Genomic DNA, 21,862 nt, shown 5'->3' on the forward strand with positions numbered 1-21,862 from the left:
CGGACAGACTGCGGACCGTCCATGGGGACGATCATGACCTGTGGACGCCGTACGGACTAGGGCCGACCGGCCCCACTCACTCCATGCTCGTCGTGCACGAGGTCGAACCGCACGTCCACCACGCCCTCCACGGCGCGCACCAGGCGCGCGGCCACCGGTACCAGAGCCCTGTCGCGGATACGGCCCGTCAACGTGACGACTCCGCCGTCCACCTCGACCTGGAGGGTCGCGGAGGACAGGGGGAAGAGGTACGACACGATCTCGCGCCGGACTTCCTGGGCGATGTCCTCGTCGTCGCGCAGAAAGACCTTGAGGAGGTCCGCCCGGCTGACGACCCCCCGGAGCAGGCCGGTCTCGTCGACGACGGGCAGCCGCTTCACTCCGCCCTGCGCCATGAACCGCGCCGCCTCGGCGACGGTGGCGTCGGCCCGGACGGTGAGGGCGGGGCAGGTCATGAGATCGCCCGCGGTCGTCGCTCCGGCCTTCGCGACGTCCACGGCTCTGCGCAGCTGAAGGTACGCCGCGTCGGGGTCGTCCCTCAGCTCTTCCTTGGGCAGCAGGTCGGCCTCCGAGACCACGCCGACCACCCGGCCTTCGCCCTCGATCACCGGCAGGGCGCTGACCTGCCAGTCCTGCATGAGCTGCACGAGCTCCTTGAAGGGGGCCCGCCGGCCGACGGCGGCGACCGTCTGGGTCATGACATCGCTGACGATGTGCGGGGTGCCGTACATGGTGACCTCCGTGAGATCTGGGTCGCTCCTGCCCCCTTCCAGCCTGGGCCGGTGCAGAAGAGGTGACCATGGGCCACTCGGCCCTCCGGGGGCGCACGGAGCGACAACACCCGTGCGAGCAGATGGCCGACCGCTTCCCCGGGAAGCGGTCGGCCAACGCCGACACAGTCACGCCCGCACGAACGGCCGTGAACAGCCGGGCGGGCGAGAGGAGGTGAGCGGGCGCTCAGTGCTGAGGGTGGGGGTGAGCGTGGAACAGGGACCGCCGTTGCTTCGGTGCGGTGCCCTCGGACAGCCGACCGGCTTCGACACGCAGCTGTATCGCGTGGAACACCTCGACCACTCCCAGGACCATCGCCATGATGCCCGCCACCAGAGTGAGCGCGGCGATCGAGCCGAACGGCAGGACGATCAGCACGATGCCTGCGAGCAGCGTGATGATGCCCAGGAACAGCAGCCAACCCCGGGCCGGCATGTCCGGGGACGACGCCGCGGCCGTCGTCATCATGATGCCGCGAAGCAGCCAGCCGAAGCCGATCCAGAGGGCGAGCAGCAGGACCGATTCCAGGGTGCCCCGGAAGCAGACCAGTCCGAGCAGCACACACAGCGCGCCCGTGATGAAGTGCAGTGCCCGCAGATGCCCGGGTACGTGCGCACCGAAGGCGGCGGCCAACTGGAAGATCCCGCTGACCAGCAGAAATGCACCGAAGAGCACGCCGACTACCCGCAGCGTCTCACCCGGCCACGCCAGGATGACCACACCCAGGGCTATCGATGCCAGACCGATGGTGAACAGGGCCTGCCAACCGAAGTTCGCCAGGGCGCCCAGGGCTTCGCTCCCCGACATGGAGGACTGGGGCTGGGCTTCGGGCGGCGGGCCGCTGCCCGAGGATTCCGAGGGGACCGTCATGCTGCCCACCCCTCTCGTGGAACAACGCGGACAGATCAGGACACCTCCATCGTCACTCATATGGCCCAGTCCCGCCTGGGGAAATCAGTCGGTGCTCCTCGGGGGGATGATTGGGTGCGCGCACCAGACCTGCCGCCCCCCCGGGCGAGTACCGAATCAGCCGCCGTACCAGCGTCTTTGGCCCAGTGTCACCAATCGGCGCCCGGCACTCCGCGTGCCCGCCGATCTCGCCCGACCGTCACATCAGGACCTGGACGGCGCCCAGCCCGGCGCGGTCGACGCAGGCGACCGGACATGGATCCAGTACGACGTCGAGATGCGGGTTCGCGGTGAGTGTGTCAGACCCGGCCACGAGAGCCGGACGGCCCAAGCGAACGGTTCCCGCACCGGCGAAGCTGAACGTGCGGGGCGGTTTCCGGCCCTGCGCCGGAAACCGCCGAACCCACGACGCATCGACGGAAGAGGGTGAGGAAAGCCATGAAGGGCTTCGTCTTCCATGGTCCCGGACAGGCCTCCTGGCAGGACGTCCCGGACCCCGGCATCAAGGAGCCGACCGACGCGATCGTGAAGGTCGGCGTCGTGACGATCTGCGGGACGGACCTGCACATCCTCAAGGGCGATGTGCCCGAGGTGCACCCCGGCACGGTGCTCGGCCACGAGGCGGTCGGTGAGATCGTCGAGGTCGGCGGCGATGTGCGCACCGTACGGCCCGGCGACCGGGTCCTGATGTCCTGCATCACCTCGTGCGGCCGGTGCCGCTTCTGCCGGGAGCGCAGCTACGGTCAGTGCCGGGGCGGCGGAGGGTGGATCCTCGGCCGTCTGATCGACGGCACCCAGGCCGAGTACGTCCGCGTCCCCTACGCCGACCTGTCCGTCCACCTGCTGCCCGGCGCCGTCCGCAGCGAGGACGCCGTGCTGCTCGCGGACATCTTCCCGACCTCCTACGAGGTGGGCGTCCTCAACGGGGGCGTACGTCCCGGCGACACCGTGGCCATCGTCGGCGCCGGTCCCATCGGGCTCGCCGCGATCGCCACCGCCCGGCTCTTCTCGCCCGAGCGGATCATCGCCGTGGATCTGGCCCCGGCCCGGCTGGAGGCGGCCCACCGGCTCGGCGCCGACGCGGTCGCGGACGCCCGGGAGGCTCCCGACCAGCTGGTCGCCGATCTGACCGACGGGCTCGGCGCGGACGTGGTCATGGAGGCGGTCGGCGTCCCCGAGAGCTTCGAGCTGTGCACCCGCATGGTCCGCCCCGGCGGGCATGTGGCCAACATCGGCGTACACGGCAGGCCTGCCACGCTGCACCTCGAAGAGCTGTGGATCAAGAACGTGACCATCACGACCGGACTGGTGGACACCTACTCCACGCCGACCCTGCTGCGGATGGCCGCCGCCGGCCGGTTGCCCACCGGACAACTGGTCACCCACACCTTCCCGCTGGAGCAACTGGAAGAGGCGTACGACGTCTTCGCCAAGGCCGCAGAGACAGGCGCGCTCAAGGTCGTGCTCGGCGGGGAGCGGTACGAAGTGGTCGTGCCGACGGCCTGAGGCGACATCAGGCGGCGAGCCTCACCCGACCGGGCCGACCGGGCCGACCGGCCCCGTGCCGGGGCGGGTCCGCCGGGGCCCTTCCGGCCGGGTGGCCGGTTGCCGCTCGGCCGCATTCCCGGGCCCGTCCGGGCGGGATACGGTGGAGGCGACCCGTCGTGCCGGGTGAGAGAGCCGAGGGACCGGGAGGAGCACGGTGGGAACTCCCGAAGTGCCCCGTGACCTGCTGCCCCAGCTGAAACTCGACGAACTGCTGGAAGAGCTGCAGGCCCGGATCGACGCTGTCCGCAGCACCCGGGACCGTGTGCACGGCCTGCTCGGAGCGGTCCTCGCCGTCGGCCGGGAACTGGACCTGGAACACGTCCTGCGCTCCATCGTCGAAGCGGCCGTGACCTTGGTGGACGCCGAGTACGCGGCCCTGGGCGTCATCGGCCCCGACGGCACGACCCTGTCGGGCTTCCACACCGTAGGGGTCACCGAGCGGCAGATCGCCGCGATCGGCGCACTGCCCGAGGGACACGGCATCCTCGGCGAGCTGATCCGCCACCCGGAACCCCTGCGGCTCGAAAAGCTCTCCCAGCACCCGGCCTCGTACGGCTTCCCGGCTCACCATCCGCCGATGAACAGCTTCCTCGGCGTCCCGATCCGGGTCCGCGACCAGGTCTTCGGCAATCTGTACCTGACCGAGAAGCGCGGTGGCCTGGAGTTCGACGAGGAGGACGAGTCGGTCCTGTCCACGCTCGCCGTCGCCGCCGGCGTCGCCATCGACAACGCCCGCCTGTACGAGGACTCCAGGCTGCGCGAGCGCTTGCTGAGGGCGAACGCGGAGATCACCCAGAGCCTGATGTCCCGCGGCGATCCCGCCGAAGCGCTGGGCCTCATCGCCGAACGCGCCCGGGAGATCTCCGGCTCCGCCCTCGCCGCCGTCGCGATGCCCCTGGAGGGCGGCGGGGCGCTCAGCGTGGAGATCGCCGTCGGCGTCGACGCGGAGGCGCACAGGGGACTGGTGCTGCCTTTGGACCGAACCCTGATGGGGCTGGCATTCTCCGCCGCCGCCCCCGTGACCAGCGACGACGTCACCCACGACGAGCGGATCGCGGCCGACCCGCCGCGCTTCCAAGGGCTCGGCCCCGCCGTGGCCATCCCCATCGGCACCGGCGAGGACGGCACGCGAGGCGTGGTGCTCCTGGCCCGTCCGCGCGGTCGGCCGATCTACACCGGCAAGGAGACCGAGCTGCTGCTCGGCTACGCCGCACAGGCCGCGATCGCGATGGAGCTGACCGAGCGCCGACAGGACGCCCAGCGGATCGCCGTGCTCCAGGACCGCGACCGGATCGCCCGTGATCTGCACGATCTGGCCATCCAGCGGCTGTTCGCCACCGGGATGACACTGCAGAGCGCAGGCCGATTCGTCGAGCACCCCGAGGCCTCCGAGCGGGTGCTGAGGGCCGTGGACGACCTGGACGAGACCATCAAGATCATCCGTTCGACGATCTTCGGCCTGCGGACCCGCGACAACGCCGTCGGCAGCGGGCTGCGGGCACGCGCCGTCCAGGTGGCCGGCGAGGCCGCGCGCGTGCTGGGCTTCCCGCCCGGCGTGCGCATGGAAGGCCTGCTCGACACCGATGTGCCGCGCGAGATCGCCGACCATGTCGTGGCCGTGCTCTCGGAGGCTCTGACCAACATCGCCCGGCACGCACACGCCGGCCGGGCGGACGTCGCGCTGGCGACCGACGGCCGAGAGGTACGCCTGACAGTGTCGGACAACGGCGTGGGCATCCCGCCCGACGGCCGCCGCAGCGGCCTGCACAACATGGCCGAGCGGGCGGAACAACTCGGCGGCCGACTGGAGATCACCACCCCTGGGAGCGGCGGCGCCGTGCTGGTGTGGCAGGTACCGCTCCCCGCGAAATAGGCGCTCGCCCCGCAGGGGTAGGGCCGACACGGGCGGTGCGGCGGGGGACCGGACCGCCCGCGAGTTCACTCCCCGTCGGCCGCGGTGAGCCGGCAGTCCACGCCCACCACGCCCTCGACGCCGCGCACCAGCCGGACGGCGAGTGGTATGTGTGCGGCGTCCCGGACCCGTCCGGTCAGCGTCGCCACCCCCTTGACGACCGTGATGTGCACGGGCTCGACCGGAGCAGGGAACAGTACGTCGACGACGTCTCTGCGGATCTCGTCGGCGAGGTCCTTGTCCGGGCGCAGGAACACCTTCAGCAGATCACCTCTGCTGACCATGCCTTCGAGCACCCCCTCGGCGTTCACCACGGGCAGCCGCTTGACGTGCCGCAACGCCATGACGCGGGCGGCCTCGGCGAGCGTGGCGTCGCAGTGCACTGTGACGGCCGGCGTACTCATCAGCTCATCGGCGGCCACCGCGCCGGCCTTGGCGAGATCGGACAGCCGGCGCAGCTGGGTGAACCGGTCCGGATCGCTGTCCCGGAACTCCTCCTTGGGCAGCAGATCGGCCTCGGACACCAGCCCGATCACCCGGCCGTCGCCCTCCAGCACGGGAAGCGCGCTGACCTCCCACTGCGTCATCCGTTCGACCAAGTCCTTGAACGGTGCCTTCCGGCCCACGGCGACGACGGCACGTGTCATCACGTCGCCGACCCGGTGCGGGCCGCTCCGCGTGGTCTCCTCCCCACCGGACCGGGCGGTCATGTCAGGACTCCGCTGCCGTAGGGGGCGTACAGATCGAGCAGGCGGACCCGGGAAGCGTGCAGTCGCTGGGCGACCACTTGCCCGACCCAGACCGCGATCACCCGGCCGAACTCGGAGTCCTCGGCGCACATCTTCCGGACCGTCTCGGCGTCGAACTCCCAGGCCCGCAGCGGGCTCATCGCCTCGGCGCCGAGATGCCAGAGATGCGGCGGGAAGTGCCAGGACCAGCCGACGAGTTCGCCGTGCCCGAGGGTCTCGATCACGGCGGGGCGGCGGCCGGGCACGTGCAGATCGAGGGAGACGGTGCCGGTCCGCACGATCCAGAAGCGATCGGCGCGCCGACCCTCCTCGAACAGGCGGGTCCCGGCCTCGAAGGAGGCCTCGCGGGCGAGGTGCATCAGCCTTTCGCGGTGCTGGGGCTCAAGGGCCGAGGTCAAGGTGGTGGCGGAGGTCATCGCACCGGCTCCCTTCCTGGGGTGTGTCTCCAGCCTGGGCGCGCTCGCTGCCCGGTACCACGGGCCATCAGGGCCTGACCTGGGGCCCTTCGGCCCATGCCTCGACCGGGGGCTCCGCGCACGGCGGCGGGACGCCAGACCGTTCCTTCGCCGGGGCAGCCTGTACGAGGCGTTTCGGTACGGCGTTGCTGGGAAACCAAGCCACCGCCACGCTCGCCACCTTCGCCGTCACCATCGCCGTGCGAGGAGGATCCGTGCTGACCGGCCGCGCCCTCTACCCGGGCAGACCGGACATCAGTCAGGTCTGGAAGCTGGGCACCGTCGGCATTCTCGCCGTCACGCAGACCACGCAGGGCGTCGGTGGCGGCGGATTCGGGGAACATGCCGCCCCAGATGTAGGTGGGTCCGGTGGTGACGGACATCCGCAGCTCGGGTGCATCGAGCACGGCGTTGCCGACCGGGTCGAGGAAGCCGACGTAGAGCGCCGCACCCCGGGGGCCTATGGCCAGTCCCGATCGTGGTCCGAGCCGATGCTGTTCACGAGGGCTCAGGTCTCCGCGGGAGGTACGGCCGGAGAACCCGATGATGCCCGCCGGGCTGTTGGTCGGGCCTCCAGCCAGATGCCGGGCCACGAGGGAGTGGGTGCCGTCCGCGCCCACCACCAGATCAGCCGTGACGGGTGCGGCATCGGTGAACCGGACCTGCGGTCTGCCGTCTTCGTCATGGCCGACGCCGGACACGGTCTGCCCCAGGAACAGGTCATCGCCGACCGCCTCGGCCAGCAGCGTGCGCAGGGTGATGCGGTCGATGTCGACGCCGGCATCACTGCTGAGGTCCGGACCGTGGCCGAGGACCCGGCCTCGGTGGTCCCAGAACGCATCGCGGTCGCGCAGCCGCAGCGCCGAGGCCGACGCCAGCAGACGCTCCATGATCTCCGGTGCCACCAGTTCCCGCAGCGCCGACTGCGCCCGCTCGTCCAGGGTGATGTGGTAGCCGCCCGTCGCCGCGACCTCGGTGTCGCGGTCGAACGCCGTCACCTCGAAACCCCGACGACGCAACCCCGCCGCCAGCGCGACCCCACCGATTCCGCCACCCACCACAACGACACGCATATCGTTCCCTTTCACTGCCAGTTGCCTTCGCGGACCGACGATGACACCAGTAGTGGACACCGAGTGGCCAGGACCGGCCATGATGGGGCGATGGCGAGCACTTCGCGACGGGCATTGCGGTTGTTGTCCCTCCTCGGATCGCGCCGGCAGTGGCCGCTGCATGAACTGGCCACCAGGCTCGGAGTCAGTGAGCGCACCGTCCGCCGCGACATCGAGACCTTGCGCCGGCTCGACTACCCGATCACCACCCTCCACGGCCCCGACGGCGGCTACCGGCTCGGTGCCGGACACACCCTCCCGCCACTGCTGTTTGACGACGATCAGGCCCTCGCGGTCGCGGTGGCCCTGCAGACTGCGCCCAGCACGGTATTCGGCCTGGGAGACGACGCGGCGAGGGCGCTGGCCGCCCTGGAACAGGTGATGCCCGCTCCGCTGCGGGCATCCATGGAATCCCTGCGTCTGACCAGGCTGCAGAACTACTGGGAGTTCCCGGCACCACCCATCGACTCGACCGTGCTCACCGCCGTGGGGGCCGCGGTGCGCCACCGCCACGTGCTCGTCACCGAAACGCTGCGCATCGACGGCTCACGCCCGGACCCCGGCGACGACGACTTCCTGCCCGCCCACCGCATCGAGCCGCACCACCTGGTCGTCTGGGCCGGTCGGTGGTACCTGGTCGCCTACGACCTCGCAGACCACGAGTGGCGGGTGCGCCGCGTCGACCGGCTCCACCTCCGCCCGACAACGCACCGCTTCACCGCGCGCGAGCTTCCCGGGGAGGATCTTGCCCAGTTCGTCATGCGCAGCCACGACCGCGGCGACACCCCCGCAGCCTGGACATGCACTGGCAGCGCCCGACTCAACCTGCCAGCCGGCGTCGTCGCCCGCTGGGCGCCAGGCGGCTCGGTGGTCGAACACCTCGATGCCGACCACTGTCGTCTCACCCTCGGTGCCTGGTCCTGGGCTGGGATCGCCGGCATCCTGGCCACCTTCGATGCCGAACTCACCGACGTTCGCCCACGCGAACTCGTCCAGGCCGGCCGACGCCTCGCGCACCGATGGGCCACCATGACAGAGACCGGCGACAGCAACAGCCCGCCCTGCATCGCCGGGTCATCCTCACCGCACACGCAAGGACACGACTCGGACGCGCCTCCGCCGAGCTGACCGCACTCGCGGACCACCTCATCGCCGACCGGATCGCCTTGAGGTGAACCGGAAAGGATTGACGCATCAGCGGCTCAAGCGGAGCCCGTCTTGTCGTTGAGCTGGAAGGTGATGACGTCGACTTCGCCGGTACCCGCCAGCTCTGGGTAGTGGCCCTTGAGGACTGCTTGGAGTTCGGCTGCGGTCGCCAGGCCCTCGGCTTGGGCGTCCTGGTCGGTGAGGTCGCTGACCAGGCAGTGCCTGATGTCGGTCACCTCTGCCGACAGGACGACTTCGGGGTCGCTTTCGAACACCAGCCGGGCCGGCCCCAGCCGGGCAGGGTCCCGGAGGCGGGTGGTCTTGGTCTTGGCGCCGGAACGGACGACGTCGAGGTAGCGGGCGTTGAACCGAATGATCGGGGGACCGGCCGTCTCGGGGTCTTGGTAGAGCGATGGGTCGAGACCTTGCGTACCCGCCTCCGGGGTCCATCGCTGGGCCAACGGCATCAGGTCGGCGGCGAGGACGGACCTGAGCCCCGCGGGCGTGGGCACGATGACGCGCATGGCGGGGTAGTAGTCCACAAAGACCTGCCGATCGCGCCCGCACGGGCCGATGACCCCGCGTCCGTGGTTTCCCACGGCGACGACGCAGCGCATCTGGCGGGCACCCTGGGCTCGCGCGGCTCCCAGAGCCACGAGTTCGGCGCAGGGCCCGCCGGTGTAGTGGTAGAGGTTCACGCCGGCGAACATCCGGTAGTCGGCGGCCATGACCGCGGCGCCCACCGTGTGGATCCCGTCTTCGTCGGGCCCGGCGTCGGTGTGCGCGTCCACGGTGCGGCGTGCCAGCTCCACGAGCTCACGCTCGTCATCATCGAGAGGTCGTGCAGATGAAGGGACGTACACCTTTTCAACTTTCTCTTCCGCCAGCAGTCACCCAAGAGCATTTCACGCCACGCAGGTGGGCTCCACAGGGTTTGGGCCTCCCGTGGCCGGACGCCTGTGGTGGTCGCGGTCTACAGCCGACGAGGCCTGCCCGCGGGAGACTACGAGGGCATCCCCCGTGCCCAGCCACCCACCCGGCGTACGCGCCGGGCGTGCGTCACATGATGACGCAGCACTTGCAGGTCTCTGGATCGGCGCCCTGCCCGAGCTTCACCACGAAGGCGTTCTTCGTCGCGATGTACGCGATGAAGCCCTTCCCGTCGCGTGTGGTTGCCTTGCCCGTGTTGGGGTCGTACATGAGGAACTGGTTCTTGCCGGTCGCCACGGCTGCCTCGGCGTGCGTGTCGCTGCCGAACCAGATGAGAGTGCCCGGGGGAAGCTCGCCCGAAGCGGCGTCGGAGGTCAGCTGAGCCTTGGTCACGACATGGCCGCCGAGCCGTGCCTCGGCGTACTGGGTCTGCGCCGCAAGCCCGCCTTGCGAGGCCCACTCGCGCACCATGTTGGATCCGTCCAGCCGGTCCTGGTCCGGCAGGTTCAGGAACCGCAGTCCACTGGGGCTGTGACCGTGCGTCAGCCAGTACGCCGCCAGGTAGGCGCAGTGCTGCTCGATTTGGTAGTAGCCCTCGGGCTCGCTCCCCGCCGAGCCCACCCAGTAGTGCTCGGCGAAGTCCGTGTACAGCACCGGGTTGGCGGCCATGTTCGGGTCGAACGTGAAGGTGGGCTGGTCCGTGTCCTCGGTCTGGTCCGTCGCGGGGGCGAGCTGGACGGCCGGGGCCGCCGGCGCCGGTGAGCCGCCGAGGGCCGTCGAGTCCCGGACGGCGGTCAGGCCGCGCCGTACCGCCTCGGACACCGCGGCATTGCCTATCGAGCCCTGCAATGCCGCCAGTTGGACGGCGGTGTGCGGATGCCCATGGTGACCGGCGACCGCCCGTGCCGTGGGCGCGGCCACCGCCCGTTTGGCCGGCTTCACGGGGGCGGTGGTAGCCCTGCCCCGGTCGGTCGTACCCCGCGCGTGCATCAGATCGCTCCCGCCTCGGCAGTCCGAACGCCCTTGCCCTGCATGGACGTTCCTATCATCACGGGACGTGCCGTGTCAGGCCCGTCGGCGCGAGCCGCGTCATGAGCCGTCACGGCTTCCCGCGTGCGCCGCTGCCCCGACCGGGGCCAGACCGTCCGCCCCGATCAGGGTGCTGGACTGCGGCACGCCGAGCACGAACGGCGGGCATCGTTGGTGCCATGTCCTTCGACCACAGGGAGAAGTCAGTGACTGTGCCACTCCACCCGGGGCGGAGCTTCACCGGCCGCGCGCATGCGGAGCAACTGGGCCGCACTGTTCGCGCACGTGCCCTGTCGACGTCGTCGAGGTAGACGCGGACCGAGGTGATGCAATACGGGAGCATGCGCGACGACAAGCCTGACGAAGCGAACCGTGCCCACCTGGGGCAGATCTTCGACGAGGACGCGGAGCTGTACGACCGGGCCAGGCCCGGGTATCCGCCAAAGCTGTTCGACGACCTCATCGAGACGGCCGGCATCGGCCCCGGTCCTCGGGTCCTTGAGGTGGGGGCGGGTACGGGCAAGGCGACCTTGCCGCTCGCCGAGCGCGGCTGCCGGATCACCGCCGTCGAACTGGGCGCGAACATGGCCGCCGTTGCCCGGCGCAACCTGGCAGGGTTCGAGGCGGTGGAGATCGTGACCGCGGATTTCGAGACCTGGCCACTCCCGGCGGAGCCGTTCGACGCGGTCGTCTCGGCGACGGCCTTCCACTGGATCGACCCGGCGGTGCGCATGGCGAAAGCCGCTGACGCACTGCGGCCCCGTGGCGCACTCGCGGTGGTGGCCACGCAGCATGTGGCGGGCGGCACCGAAAGCTTCTTCGCCGAGGTCCAGGACTGCTACGAGCGTTTCGATCCGTCCGCCCCTCCGGGGCTGCGGCTTCCAGCCGCGCACGACGTCGACAGCTCGGATCACGCGCATGAGGTCGCACGAAGCGGCCGATTCGGCCCTGTCGCCTTTCGGCGTTACGCATGGGACCTGACGTACACCACCGCGGAGTACCTGGCGGTGCTGCGGACCTACTCCGGCCATCGGGCGCTGTCGCCGAAAGCCAGGGAGGGACTGCTGGAGTGCATCGCCGGACTCATCGACAGGCGGTACGGCGGCCGGGTCACCAAGCGCTACCTCACAGAACTTCGAGTCGCACGAACGGCCCGCGCTCGTCGGTAGGCGGGGCCCCAGCAGCTCAGTCGGGCAGTCCTCGAACGAACCCGGCGACCAGCGCCGCAACCGCCTCCGGAGCCTCCATGTTCATGGGGTGGGTGGCGTCGATCCGGTGGACGCTGATCGTCGGCCGGGTGCGGGAGAGCGCGGCCAGTTCGTCGGAGACCCTGGCCGCTAACCGGGCGCTGAACTCGGCGAACCATTCCATGCCAGGCGCAGGCGGCAACTGTCGGCCGGCCTGTACCACCAGCAACGGGCGGTCGACCTTCTCCAGCCAGGTGGTGACACCGAGCGCGCCGAGCCTGTCGAGTTCGTCACGGATCTCCAGGGCCTCGGCCCGTGCCGGCAGCCTCTGCCACGTGCCGTCGGGCAACGGGCGTGCGGCCGCGCGGGCAGCGGCCTCCGCACGGTCGGCGGGAATCCCGAACCGGGCGCAGGTGGTGATCTCCTCCTCGATGTACTCGGGTGGCGCGATGGTCCCGGCCGACGCCAGCAGCCCCTTGCTCACCCGTTCAGCGCCGGGGTGATCGCGCCCCCACCAGAAGCCGTCGAGATTCACGGCGGCGCGCGCACGGGCACGTTCGGGGTTCGCGCGGGCGTACTCGACCGCGACCATTCCGCCGAGGGAATGACCCACCACGACGGCCTCCGGCACACCGTGCGCGTCGAGCGTGTCCGCGATGTGCCGTACTACGTCGGGGAGCGTCCAGTGGGAGATGCCGGGAGAGCGGCCGTGTCCGGGAAGGTCGACGGCGAGGACGCGGTGCCCGGAGGTGAGCTGGGCCGCCGAGGCGTCCCAGTCGGTGAGCGACCGTCCGTAACCGTGCAGGAGAACCAGTTGAGGGCCGTCGCCCCCGTAGTCATGAACATTCAGAAGCGTCATCGGGCTTCACTCTAGAGGGGGGCGCACAGCATTTCGAACACGTTTATGTCGTCACCGGGTGCCCTTGGCCGAACTCGAAGAAGCGTTCGCCGCGCCCCGTGATCCATGTGCTCTTCTGCTGTCGGCCAAGACGGTCGCGTCTCCCGCGACATGGGCGGCACGATCACCACATGCGACCGATCTTCGTTCTCGTGCACAGTCCGTCCGTGGGCCCCTCGACCTGGCACCCTGTGGCCGAACATCTGACGGCGGCGGGACACCAGGTACGGGTGCCGTCGCTGCTGCACGTAGGCGCCGGTGCTCCGCCCTTCTGGCCCCGCGTGGTGGACGCCGTCCGCGCCGATCTGCGACATGTCCCGGCCGACGTCCCCGTCACGTTGGTGGTACACAGCAACGCAGGCTTGTTTCTCCCGGCGATTCGTACGGGCCTCGACCATCCGGTGACCAGCTCGATCTTCGTGGATGCGGCACTGCCGGCCCGCATCGGACCGACCCCTGTCGCCGCACCCGAGTTGCTGGAGTTCCTCCGCCCGATGGCTGTGAACGGCAGGCTGCCGCGCTGGACCGACTGGTGGGACGAGGTAGACGTCGCACCCATGTTCTCCGATCCGGCGATGCGGCAGACAGTCGTCGAGGAGCAGCCCACCCTGCCGCTGTCCTACTACGAGCAGCACATCCCGGTCCCCGAGGCTTGGGACGACCATCCCTGTTCCTACCTGCTGTTCGGCCCTCCCTACGACGACCTCGCCGCCGAGGCGCGTGAACGCGGATGGCGCGTGGCGCATCTGCCCGGCGCACACCTCCATCAGATCATCGATCCCGCCGGCACGGCCCGGCACCTCGTCGAACTGGCCACGACGGCCTGAGCGACTTTCCCCTCCCACCGGCACCGCGCGCGGCACCCGCGGTGGCGCCCCGTCCGACCTGACTCGTAGGGCGTCTGCGGGCGCGGACGACGGATCGGATCACGCGGCCGAGGTGATCGCTCGGATGACGGACGAGATTCCGGGGGCAGGGCGGCCGGGAAGGCGCGCCAGGAGAATCCGGCGGACCTCCGGGGGTACTCCGTCCACGCGCAGCAGGCTCACGCCGTGCGGCAGCACCGCCGACATGCGGGACGGGACGGTCGTCACGCCGAAGCCGCCGGCTACCAGGTGCAGCTTCGTCAGCCAGTCGCTCGCGGTGTGGACGATGCGTGGCCGTCCGGGCAGGCCGGGCCAGACGCCGAGCAGGGGTTCGGCGCTCGATGACGGGGTGGCGATCCAGGGGGCGTCGACCAGCTCGTCGACGTGCACCGTCGTGCGGCCGGCGAACATGCCGAGGGTCGGCGCCGCTACGAGCAGTTCGGTGTCCTCCACCGTTTCGACGTGCAGCCGGGGGGACTCGCCGTCCGACGGCCGGTGCGGCGGGCGGGACGTCAGTACGGCGAGGTCGATCGAGCCCGCCCGCAGGGCCCGGATCAGTGCGGGTGTGGTGCCCTCGCGCGTCGTGACCGTGATGTGCGGGCCGGCCGCCGCGAGCCGTGTGAGCACAGGGGGCAGGATCACCGCCCCGGCGCTGGGGAACATCCCCAGCCGTACCTGTTCCGTCTGTGAGGAGGTGCCCGTGAGTTCCTGCTCGGCCTCCGCGACGGAGTCGAGGATGGTGCGGGCATGTCGCAGCAGGGTCAGGCCGGCTGGTGTGAGGTGCACCCCGTCGAAGCGGCGCTCGAACAGGACGGCGCCCGCGCTGCGTTCCAGGGCCGCCGCCTGACGTGAGACCGCCGACTGGGTGTAGCCGAGCTGGGAGGCCGCCGCGGTGAAGCTCCCCGACTCGGCGACCTGCCGCAGAACCCGTAGAGCGGTACTGGAGAAGTCCATGCGCACTACGCATACCACAGATGCGAGATCGTCGCTTGGCGCATGCCCTCCGCCCTCCTAGCCTCAAGTCGAACCATCGAGGAGGCAGGCAGATGCGAGCAGCAGTCCTGAACAAGTTCGGTGCCCCGCTCACCGTGCAGGAGGTACCCGAGCCCTTGGCGGGCGGCGGCGAGGCGGTGGTCGAGGTCCTGGCGGCCTGTGTCCCCCCGTACGCCGATGAGGTCTTCGGCGGCAGGCGGAACTATCCGCTCGAACCCCCCGTCGTCCCCGGCCCCGGCGGAGTGGGCCGGGTCGTCGGTGTCGGCCCGGACGCCACCCGGCTGCGCATCGGCGACCTGGTGTGGGTCGACCCGACGGTGCGCTCCCGTGACGACACCCTGACCCCTGACATCACACTGCAGGGCTGGAGCTCCCGCGGCGAGGGCGGCGCCAGGCTCGCCCGGCACCTGCACGACGGGTCGTTCGCCGAACTCATGCGGGCCCCCACGGAGAACGTCCACCCGCTGCCCGCAGAAGCGGAGCAAGACCTGACACTCTGGTCCGCGCTCGGCGTGTACGTCATCCCCTACGGAGGACTACTGGCGGGCGGGCTCGAAGCCGGCGAGACGCTGCTCGTCAGCGGGGCCACCGGAAATCTGGGCAGCGCCGCGGTCGCCGTGGCGCTCGCGATGGGAGCCGGTCGGGTGATCACGCCGGGCCGCAACCGCATCGTCCTCGACCTCCTCGCCGACCGGTTCGGCTCGCGCGTGCGCCCGGTCGAACTGACCGGTGACCAGGCTGCCGACGTCGCGGCGATGTCCGCTGCCGCCGAGGGCCCCATCGACATGGTGATCGACCTGCTCCCGCCCGCCGCGCCCAGTTCGGCGGCGCGCACGGCGGCCATGACCGTCCGGGAGTACGGCCGCGTCGTCCTCATGGGCGGTGTCGGCATGCTCGGCGGCGCGGACCTCGCCCTCCCGTACCCGTGGATCATGCGCAACTCGGTCACCGTGCGAGGGCAGTGGATGTACCCCCGCTCGGCGAACACCGGCATGATCCGCCTCCTGGCGTCGGGTGCACTCGATCTCGGTGCCGAACGAGTGCGGACCTTCCCCCTCGATGCCGTCAACGACGCCGTCGAGCACGCCGCCGCGCATGGCGGGCCGTTCCACCGCACCGTCCTCACTCCGTCCGGCGGTTGAGGGCACCGGCTGCCGCCCGGGCCCGCTTCCGTGCGCCATCGGAGGGAACGCGGTCCGCGCCTGCCTGTGGCTGCCGCGTGTGCCGCCCCACCTCACGGAAGAATGGCCCTGATCTGCAGGCAGGCACAGGTTCGTACGACGCAGAGGGGACCTGACGGCATGGACACAGCAAGGCGTCCGGACCGTAGAGCTGTGCTGGTCGGCTCACTGGCGGGCGCCACGGTCGCCCTCGCGGGATGCGCATCGACGAGCGCCGCCACCGCCACGTCGACGACCCGCCCTGCGCCCTCGCCGCGCCCGACGACGCCCGCCACCGCGTTCGCGAGACTGATGGACGGCAATGAACGCTGGGTGAGCGGAAGACTTCAGCACCCCGACCGGGACCCGGACCGGCGTCAGCTCGTGGCTCAGGAGCAGGAGCCCTTCGGGTCGGTTCTCTCGTGCATCGATTCCCGGGTACCGCCGGAACTTCTCTTCGACACCGGACTGGGTGACCTCTATGTGATGCGCACGGGCGGGCAGGCGGTCGGTCCGGTGGTCACCGGTTCCGTCGAGTACGGCCCCATGACGAGTGCCACCCCGCTCATCGTCGTCCTCGGGCATCAACGCTGCGGCGCCATCAAGGCGGCGTACCAGTCCCTGCACGACAGCAAACCGCTGCCCGGCAACCTGCAGGCGATTGTCAAGGCTCTGCGGCCGGCGTACGAGCAGGCGGTGAAGGAAGGCGGCGCCGACCCCGTCGAGACGATGACCCGAGCCCAGGTCAAGCTGACCGCCACCGAACTCCGCGCCAACGCGGACCTCGCCCCTCTGGTACGCAAGGGCTCCCTGGCGGTGGTCGGCGCGTACTACTCACTCGACACAGGCAAGGTGGAGGTGCTGTCCGGCAAGCCCTCGTGAGGGGTCCGCGCAGGTCGCCGATGCCGTCCTGCTGTCGGTCGGGTGCGGCGACACGGTGAGTGTGTACACGCCATCCATGTCACAGGTCTGTCCTGACGCCCCTTGCCCCGCAACGGGACTGACGGTGGTTCAGTCTGAACCGTCAGGAGTCCGCACACCAGGAGCGGAACCCGGCCGGAGGAGAGAACATGCGCGTTCGGCGGATCTCGGCACTCACCCTTGCCGCTGTGGCTGTCGGCCTGTCGCTCACGGCCTGCGGCAAGGGCGGCGACAGCGCCTCACCCTCACCCTCGTCCAGTTCGTCCGCCTCCACGGGCACCGCGCGGCCCGCCACCGCCACCGCCAGGACCAGCCACGGCTCCCCGCACGCCAAGCCGTCGGGCACCCCCAAGAAACCTGGCGTGAGTTGCACCAACCAGATCGACTACGCGGGTGACGCGAGGTCCAACGCTGAGATCAACACCATCGGCGAGCGGACCGGCTACTGCCCGCCCGTACAGCATTAGGTGGCGTTGCGCCGCGGGACCGTACGGCTCGAGTCGTCCGGTCGGGTAGCCGTAAGAGACCCGCCCCGTTCGACGGGACGTAACCATCGCTTCTCTGCACCGGCATGGCTTGGATTCAGCCTTGGTGCCGTTCAAAAGCCGTATCGGCGGCGCCCCGCGTGGGCCGTTTGAGGAGAAGCGAAAACGATGTTTCCTGTGAACCGGCGCAATCTCGGCGTATTCGCCCTTGGTGCCGCCTCTGTTCTTGTTCTGGCAGGCTGCGGTTCGAGTGCCGCCTCGAAGTCTGCCACGTCGTCGGACGGAAAGGGAGCAGGTAGCCTCGTCATGGCCGCCGTTCCCGCCGAGAACTCCACGGACCTTCAGGCCTCCTACGGGGCCGTGATCAAATTGCTGGAGAAGGAGACCGGCAAGAAGATCGTCTTCCAGAAGGCGACGAACTACGCAGCCGTCATCGAGGGACAGCGTTCGGGCAAGATCCAGATTGCCGCGTACGGGCCGTTCTCCTATGTCCAGGCGAAGAGCTCCGGTGTGCAGGCGACCCCGGTCGCAGCCGGTGTCGAGACGAAGGGCGCGGCCCCCGGATACCGTTCCTACGGCATCGTCAGGACGGGCTCGCCGATCAAGGACCTCAAGGGCTTCAAGGGCAAGAAGGTCTGCTTCGTCGACCCGAACTCCACCTCCGGCTACCTCTACCCGCACGCAGGACTGATGGATGCCGGGGTGGACGTGGACAAGGGCATCACCTCGGTGATGGCCGGCGGCCACGACGCCTCCGTGCTCGCAGTGAAGAGCGGCCAGTGCGACGCCGGATTCGCCTACGACACCATGGTCGACAAGCAGCTGATCGAGAAGGGGCAGCTCAAGAAGGGCGAGATCACCACGGTGTGGAAGTCCGAGATCATCCCCGGCTCCCCGGTCGCGATCAGTGACGACCTCGACACCGCCCTGAAGCAGAAGATCGCCGACGCCTTCCAGAGCAAGGCCAATACCGACTATCTGAAGGCCCACGGGTTCTGCTCCGGCAGCGGGAAGTGCGAGGTCGACGACGCCGGCGACTGGGGTTTCGCAAAGGTGGACGACGCCGACTACGACGGTGTCCGCAAGGTCTGCGCGGTCACCAAGGACAAGCAGTGCGTGAAGTCCTGACCAGCGTGGCCGGATGACGCGGAATTTCTCGGACAACCGGGATTGCGGAGTTCACCGTCCCGCAATTCCGGTTGTCCCGACGGCAGTTGAGTTCACCGGAAGAAGCGGAGCGACCCATGGCCACGGAGCATCCACCCGACACCGTTGTGCGGTTCGACGGCGTCAGCAAGCAATTCGATTCCGAGGTGCTCGCCCTCGACGATGTCTCACTGAGCGTTCGGGCCGGGGAAATGGTCGTGCTGCTGGGGCTCTCCGGCTCCGGCAAGTCGACCCTGCTGCGCCATGTCGACGGGCTGCAGCGAGCCACCAGCGGAACGGTCACCGTCCTCGGCACCGATGTGGGCCGTGCCCGCGGGGCCGGACTGCGCCGGCTGCGCCACCGTATCGGCTTCGTCTTCCAGCAGTTCCACCTCGTCGGCAGCCTCACGGTGCTGGAGAACGTGTGCACCGGTGCGCTCGGCCGCCTGCGCGGCCCGCGCCTCGGGCTGCTGAGCTATCCGCGGACGGTGCGGCACGAGGCGCTGCGTCACCTCGACCGGGTGGGCCTGCTGAGCCAGGCGTTCCAGCGGGCGGACACCCTCTCCGGCGGTCAGCAGCAGCGGGTCGCCGTGGCGCGCGCACTGATGCAGCGGCCGCAGATCCTGCTCGCCGACGAGCCCGTGGCCTCCCTCGACCCCGAGTCCTCGGCGCAGATCATGCGGCTCATCAAGGAGATCGGCGAGGAAGAGGGGCTCACCGTGTTGTGCAGCCTGCACCAGGTCGACCTGGCGTTGTCCTGGGGGCACCGGATCATCGGCCTGCGCGCCGGACGGGTGCTGATGGACAGCCCGGTGTCCGCTCTGACACGGGACGACGTGATGTCCGTCTACGCGCGGCTGGGAGTCGCGACCCCGGCGGTCCTCACGGCCAAGGCCGGGTGAACCCGTGACCGTTGCGACCGCGGTGGCTCCCACGCCGCCTTCCCCGCCCCCGCCGGCGGACCCCGCCACCGCTCCCCGGACCCTGCCCAGGCCCCGAGCGGGCGGCGTCGCCGCGGTGCTCGTCATGACCGCGCTGGCCGGGTTCGCCTGCTGGGCCTTCGCCGACCTGCGCATCAACGCCGCCACCCTCGTCGACAGTGCCTCGAACGCGGTGGACTTCACGCGGCGGATGGTCCCGCTCGACTTCCCGCCCGTCGCCGAGGTACTGCGGCTGTGCGGACAGACCATGGCCGTCGTGGTGTGCGCGACGCTGCTGTCGGTGCTGCTCAGCGTTCCGGTGGCGGTACTGGCCGCCGGCAACACCACCCCGCACCCGAGCGCCCGGTTCGCCGCGCGCGCCGTCATCGTGCTGGCGAGGGCCGTACCGGACGTGGTGCTCGCGATCGTCTTCTTCCGCGTCTTCGGTCTCGGCGCCCTGACCGGCGTGCTGGCCATGGGCCTTCACTCGGTCGGCATGGTCGGCAAGATGTACGCCGACGCGATCGAGCAGATCGACGAGGGGCCGCGCACCGCCGTCCGCGCCACCGGCGCGGGCCGCCTCCAGCAGCTGGTCTCCGGTGTGCTGCCGCAGGTGCTGCCCTCCCTGGTGGCCAACGCCCTCCACCGGCTGGACATCAACCTGCGGATCTCGGTGCTGCTGGGCTTCGTCGGCGTGAACGGCCTCGGCTACGAGATCGCCGGCGCCCTCAACGCCCTGAACTACCGGCGCGGCATGGCACTCGCGCTGATCGTGCTGCTGCTGTGCGTGCTGGTGGAACTGCTCTCCGGGACGATACGGCGGGCCCTGCTGCGAAACGCCGCAGCGGGCGGGCGGGCGAGGGGTGTCCGCGGCGGGGGAGCCCGTACGGCAGGGGGCAGGACCGGCCTTGTCCGTACGGTCCCTGCGCCGATCGCCGCCGCTCCGGCCGCCGCTGCCCGTGCCGCCGCCACCCGTGTCAGCCCGCCGTGGAACGCCCGCCGCGTGCGCCGTACCGCCTACGCGGCCATGACCCTGCTGGCGCTGGCCGCCTCCGTGTGGGGCGCCGGTCTCGCACCGGGGCAGTTCTTCGGGGCGCTCGGCAACATCGGCCGTACGCTCGGGCTGTTCTGGCCGCCGAAGACCGGCGGCATCCTGCCGGACCTGCTGTCCGACCTCTTCGACACGGTCGAGATCGCCTTCGCCGCGACCCTGATCGGACTCGTGCTGGCCCTGCCCGTCGGCGCGCTGGCCGCCCGCAACGTCGCGCCCTCGCCCGCGACGGCCGCGGTCTTCCGGGTCGTGGTGGTGCTGGTCCGCGGCATCCCCGAGCTGGTCCTCGCCATCGTCTTCGTGGTGATCACCGGCCTCGGCCCGGTGGCCGGCGCGCTGGCGCTCGGCATCGGCGCGGTCGGGCTGCTGGGCAAGCTCGTCGCCGACTCCCTGGAGGAGGTCGACCCGGGGGTCGAGGCGGCGCTGCGGGCGACCGGTGCGGGGCGCTGGCAGGTGTTCTGCTCGGCGACCCTGCCGCAGGCCGCGCCCGCGCTCGTCGGGCATGTCCTCTACCAGCTCGACGTCAACATCCGCTCCGCCACACTGCTGGGCATCGTCGGGGCGGGCGGCATCGGGTTCGATCTGCTCAACGCCTCGCGGGTGCTGGACTTCGGGGTCGTCACCACTGTGCTGGTCCTGGTGTTCGCCACCGTGCTCGCCGTGGAGCTGCTCGCGGTGTGGCTGCGTCGCGTCGTCCGCTGACGGCGCTCCGCCCCCCCCGCACGCCTTCATGCACGTCGTTGCGTACGGGGCTCTCCACCATGGATTCCAAGGCCGAGGGCCGGTTCGAATCGTGAAACAACTGTCACGGCTGTTCATGTTCTCGGCCGTGCTCGTTGGTCGGCAGCAGGTTGTCCGGACGAGTTGGCCGAGCAGAGTTCGTCGTGTGAGTGCGACCAGGTATCTCGAGATCGCGGAGCAGCTGTCCGCCGAGCTGGCCGAGTGCCCCCGTGGCACACGGGTCGCCAGCGAGGCCGAGATCGCCCGACGGTTCGGCGTGGGCCGGGCCGCCGCACGGGCGGCGGTGCAGGAACTGGAGCGCAGGTTCGTCGTCCGCCGGACCCAGGGGGCGGGCACGTTCGTCAACCGGCGCATCGACTACGTCATCTCGCGCAGTGCCCCGCCGTCGTGGTCCGCCACGATCTCGGCGGCGGGTGCCACACCGCGCGCCCTGGTCAAGTCGGTGCGCACGATCCCGCTGCCCGCCGATCTCGCGGACCGGTTCGAGCGGCCCGCCGGCTCGCCCGTGCACGAGGTGGTGCGCGAGTTCTACATCGACGACCTGCTCGCCTCCTGGAGCCACGAGTGGATCCCGGTGGCGGAGGTGCCCGACCTGGACCTGGCCCTGCACGCCGTCGACTCCGTCGACCTGGTGCTGCGCCAGATGGTGCGGGTGCGGCCGACCCGGGCCTGGTGCCGGGTCAGCATCGACGTCCCGCCGGCGGAGGTCCTGCGCGCCCTGCGCATGGAGAGCAGCCTGCCCGCGTGGCTGGTGGAGAGCGTCAGCCGCGACGAGGCGGCCGGCAACGTCCTGATGTGCAGCCGTACCTGGACCCGAGCCGACGCCCTGCGTGTCGTGGTCGAACTGGACGAACGGGCCCTCGGTGACGAGGGCGTGAGCGGGCCGGCCGGCGGCATCGCAAAAGGGCTGAGCCAAGCAGACATACCGTAAGA

The 21,862-nt window shown here is 70.4% G+C and carries 21 protein-coding genes; 12 read left to right on the top strand and 9 right to left on the bottom strand.

The annotated features are described in order from the left end of the window. Window positions 1-56 precede the first annotated feature (56 nt). Both AQI95_RS35565 and AQI95_RS35570 read right to left on the bottom strand, forming a co-directional pair. Complete coding sequence (locus AQI95_RS35565) at window positions 57-731, bottom strand: CBS domain-containing protein (protein ID WP_067133890.1); 675 nt, start codon at window positions 729-731, stop codon at window positions 57-59. Between the two features lie 226 nt (window positions 732-957). Further along, the gene (locus AQI95_RS35570) at window positions 958-1,641 is read right to left on the bottom strand and encodes an HdeD family acid-resistance protein (protein WP_067133893.1); all 684 of its coding nucleotides are present in this window, start codon (window positions 1,639-1,641) and stop codon (window positions 958-960) included. Between the two features lie 477 nt (window positions 1,642-2,118). Here AQI95_RS35570 and AQI95_RS35575 point away from each other — a divergent pair, with 477 nt between their 5' ends. Then, window positions 2,119-3,186 carry a zinc-dependent alcohol dehydrogenase family protein gene (locus tag AQI95_RS35575; RefSeq protein WP_067133895.1) on the top strand — a complete coding sequence of 356 codons (1,068 nt, stop codon included), beginning with the start codon at window positions 2,119-2,121 and terminating at the stop codon, window positions 3,184-3,186. Between the two features lie 196 nt (window positions 3,187-3,382). Then, window positions 3,383-5,101 (top strand): GAF domain-containing sensor histidine kinase, encoded by a 1,719-nt coding sequence (locus AQI95_RS35580; RefSeq protein WP_067133897.1) that lies wholly within the window; start codon window positions 3,383-3,385, stop codon window positions 5,099-5,101. 65 nt (window positions 5,102-5,166) lie between these two features. Here the strand turns inward: AQI95_RS35580 and AQI95_RS35585 are convergent, their stop codons facing one another. The 3 genes from AQI95_RS35585 to AQI95_RS48460 are packed head-to-tail and all read right to left on the bottom strand — an operon-like array spanning window position 5,167 to window position 7,498. Next, window positions 5,167-5,850 carry a CBS domain-containing protein gene (locus AQI95_RS35585; RefSeq protein WP_067133899.1) on the bottom strand — a complete coding sequence of 228 codons (684 nt, stop codon included), beginning with the start codon at window positions 5,848-5,850 and terminating at the stop codon, window positions 5,167-5,169. Next, window positions 5,847-6,305 carry a cyclic nucleotide-binding domain-containing protein gene (locus AQI95_RS35590; RefSeq protein ID WP_067133901.1) on the bottom strand — a complete coding sequence of 153 codons (459 nt, stop codon included), beginning with the start codon at window positions 6,303-6,305 and terminating at the stop codon, window positions 5,847-5,849. The genes AQI95_RS35585 and AQI95_RS35590 overlap by 4 nt, the downstream gene beginning before the upstream one ends. Continuing rightward, a complete protein-coding gene (locus AQI95_RS48460) occupies window positions 6,302-7,498 on the bottom strand; it encodes an FAD-dependent oxidoreductase (protein WP_208614343.1) in 1,197 nt (398 codons plus the stop codon). The genes AQI95_RS35590 and AQI95_RS48460 overlap by 4 nt, the downstream gene beginning before the upstream one ends. Window positions 7,499-7,507: 9 nt before the next feature. Here AQI95_RS48460 and AQI95_RS35600 point away from each other — a divergent pair, with 9 nt between their 5' ends. Beyond that, window positions 7,508-8,584, top strand: a complete 1,077-nt coding sequence (locus AQI95_RS35600; protein ID WP_079071737.1) for a helix-turn-helix transcriptional regulator — start codon at window positions 7,508-7,510, stop codon at window positions 8,582-8,584. A gap of 74 nt (window positions 8,585-8,658) precedes the next feature. Here AQI95_RS35600 and AQI95_RS35605 read toward each other — a convergent pair whose 3' ends face one another. After that, window positions 8,659-9,414: an ASCH domain-containing protein gene (locus AQI95_RS35605; RefSeq protein ID WP_067133903.1), complete on the bottom strand. Its 756-nt coding sequence runs from the start codon at window positions 9,412-9,414 to the stop codon at window positions 8,659-8,661. Window positions 9,415-9,661: 247 nt separating this feature from the next. Beyond that, window positions 9,662-10,474: a hypothetical protein gene (locus tag AQI95_RS35610; RefSeq protein WP_159056639.1), complete on the bottom strand. Its 813-nt coding sequence runs from the start codon at window positions 10,472-10,474 to the stop codon at window positions 9,662-9,664. A 428-nt stretch (window positions 10,475-10,902) separates the two neighbouring features. On the opposite strand from AQI95_RS35610, the gene AQI95_RS35615 reads away from it, so the two are divergent. Then, complete coding sequence (locus tag AQI95_RS35615; RefSeq protein WP_208614344.1) at window positions 10,903-11,730, top strand: class I SAM-dependent methyltransferase; 828 nt, start codon at window positions 10,903-10,905, stop codon at window positions 11,728-11,730. A gap of 16 nt (window positions 11,731-11,746) precedes the next feature. Here AQI95_RS35615 and AQI95_RS35620 read toward each other — a convergent pair whose 3' ends face one another. Beyond that, window positions 11,747-12,607, bottom strand: a complete 861-nt coding sequence (locus AQI95_RS35620; RefSeq protein WP_067133912.1) for an alpha/beta hydrolase — start codon at window positions 12,605-12,607, stop codon at window positions 11,747-11,749. Window positions 12,608-12,777: 170 nt separating this feature from the next. On the opposite strand from AQI95_RS35620, the gene AQI95_RS35625 reads away from it, so the two are divergent. Next, window positions 12,778-13,473, top strand: a complete 696-nt coding sequence (locus AQI95_RS35625) for an alpha/beta fold hydrolase (protein ID WP_067133915.1) — start codon at window positions 12,778-12,780, stop codon at window positions 13,471-13,473. Window positions 13,474-13,572: 99 nt separating this feature from the next. Here AQI95_RS35625 and AQI95_RS35630 read toward each other — a convergent pair whose 3' ends face one another. Further along, a complete protein-coding gene (locus tag AQI95_RS35630) occupies window positions 13,573-14,466 on the bottom strand; it encodes a LysR family transcriptional regulator (RefSeq protein ID WP_067133918.1) in 894 nt (297 codons plus the stop codon). Between the two features lie 92 nt (window positions 14,467-14,558). On the opposite strand from AQI95_RS35630, the gene AQI95_RS35635 reads away from it, so the two are divergent. The 7 genes from AQI95_RS35635 to AQI95_RS35665 all read left to right on the top strand — a co-directional run bounded on the left by AQI95_RS35635 (window position 14,559) and on the right by AQI95_RS35665 (window position 21,860). After that, window positions 14,559-15,647 carry an alcohol dehydrogenase catalytic domain-containing protein gene (locus tag AQI95_RS35635; RefSeq protein WP_067133921.1) on the top strand — a complete coding sequence of 363 codons (1,089 nt, stop codon included), beginning with the start codon at window positions 14,559-14,561 and terminating at the stop codon, window positions 15,645-15,647. Window positions 15,648-15,806: 159 nt separating this feature from the next. After that, window positions 15,807-16,547 carry a carbonic anhydrase gene (locus AQI95_RS35640; protein WP_208614345.1) on the top strand — a complete coding sequence of 247 codons (741 nt, stop codon included), beginning with the start codon at window positions 15,807-15,809 and terminating at the stop codon, window positions 16,545-16,547. A gap of 188 nt (window positions 16,548-16,735) precedes the next feature. Then, window positions 16,736-17,053: a hypothetical protein gene (locus tag AQI95_RS35645; RefSeq protein ID WP_067133924.1), complete on the top strand. Its 318-nt coding sequence runs from the start codon at window positions 16,736-16,738 to the stop codon at window positions 17,051-17,053. 186 nt (window positions 17,054-17,239) lie between these two features. After that, on the top strand, window positions 17,240-18,199 hold the full coding sequence (locus tag AQI95_RS35650) for a phosphate/phosphite/phosphonate ABC transporter substrate-binding protein (RefSeq protein ID WP_067133927.1): 960 nt from the start codon (window positions 17,240-17,242) through the stop codon (window positions 18,197-18,199). 116 nt (window positions 18,200-18,315) lie between these two features. Next, a complete protein-coding gene (phnC, locus tag AQI95_RS35655) occupies window positions 18,316-19,119 on the top strand; it encodes a phosphonate ABC transporter ATP-binding protein (RefSeq protein WP_067133930.1) in 804 nt (267 codons plus the stop codon). A gap of 4 nt (window positions 19,120-19,123) precedes the next feature. After that, window positions 19,124-20,890, top strand: a complete 1,767-nt coding sequence (gene phnE, locus AQI95_RS49940) for a phosphonate ABC transporter, permease protein PhnE (RefSeq protein WP_279617041.1) — start codon at window positions 19,124-19,126, stop codon at window positions 20,888-20,890. Between the two features lie 184 nt (window positions 20,891-21,074). Continuing rightward, a complete protein-coding gene (locus tag AQI95_RS35665; RefSeq protein WP_067133933.1) occupies window positions 21,075-21,860 on the top strand; it encodes a GntR family transcriptional regulator in 786 nt (261 codons plus the stop codon). The last annotated feature ends 2 nt before the right edge of the window (window positions 21,861-21,862 follow it).

The organism is Streptomyces yokosukanensis (genome assembly GCF_001514035.1).
GTDB lineage: Bacteria > Actinomycetota > Actinomycetes > Streptomycetales > Streptomycetaceae > Streptomyces > Streptomyces yokosukanensis.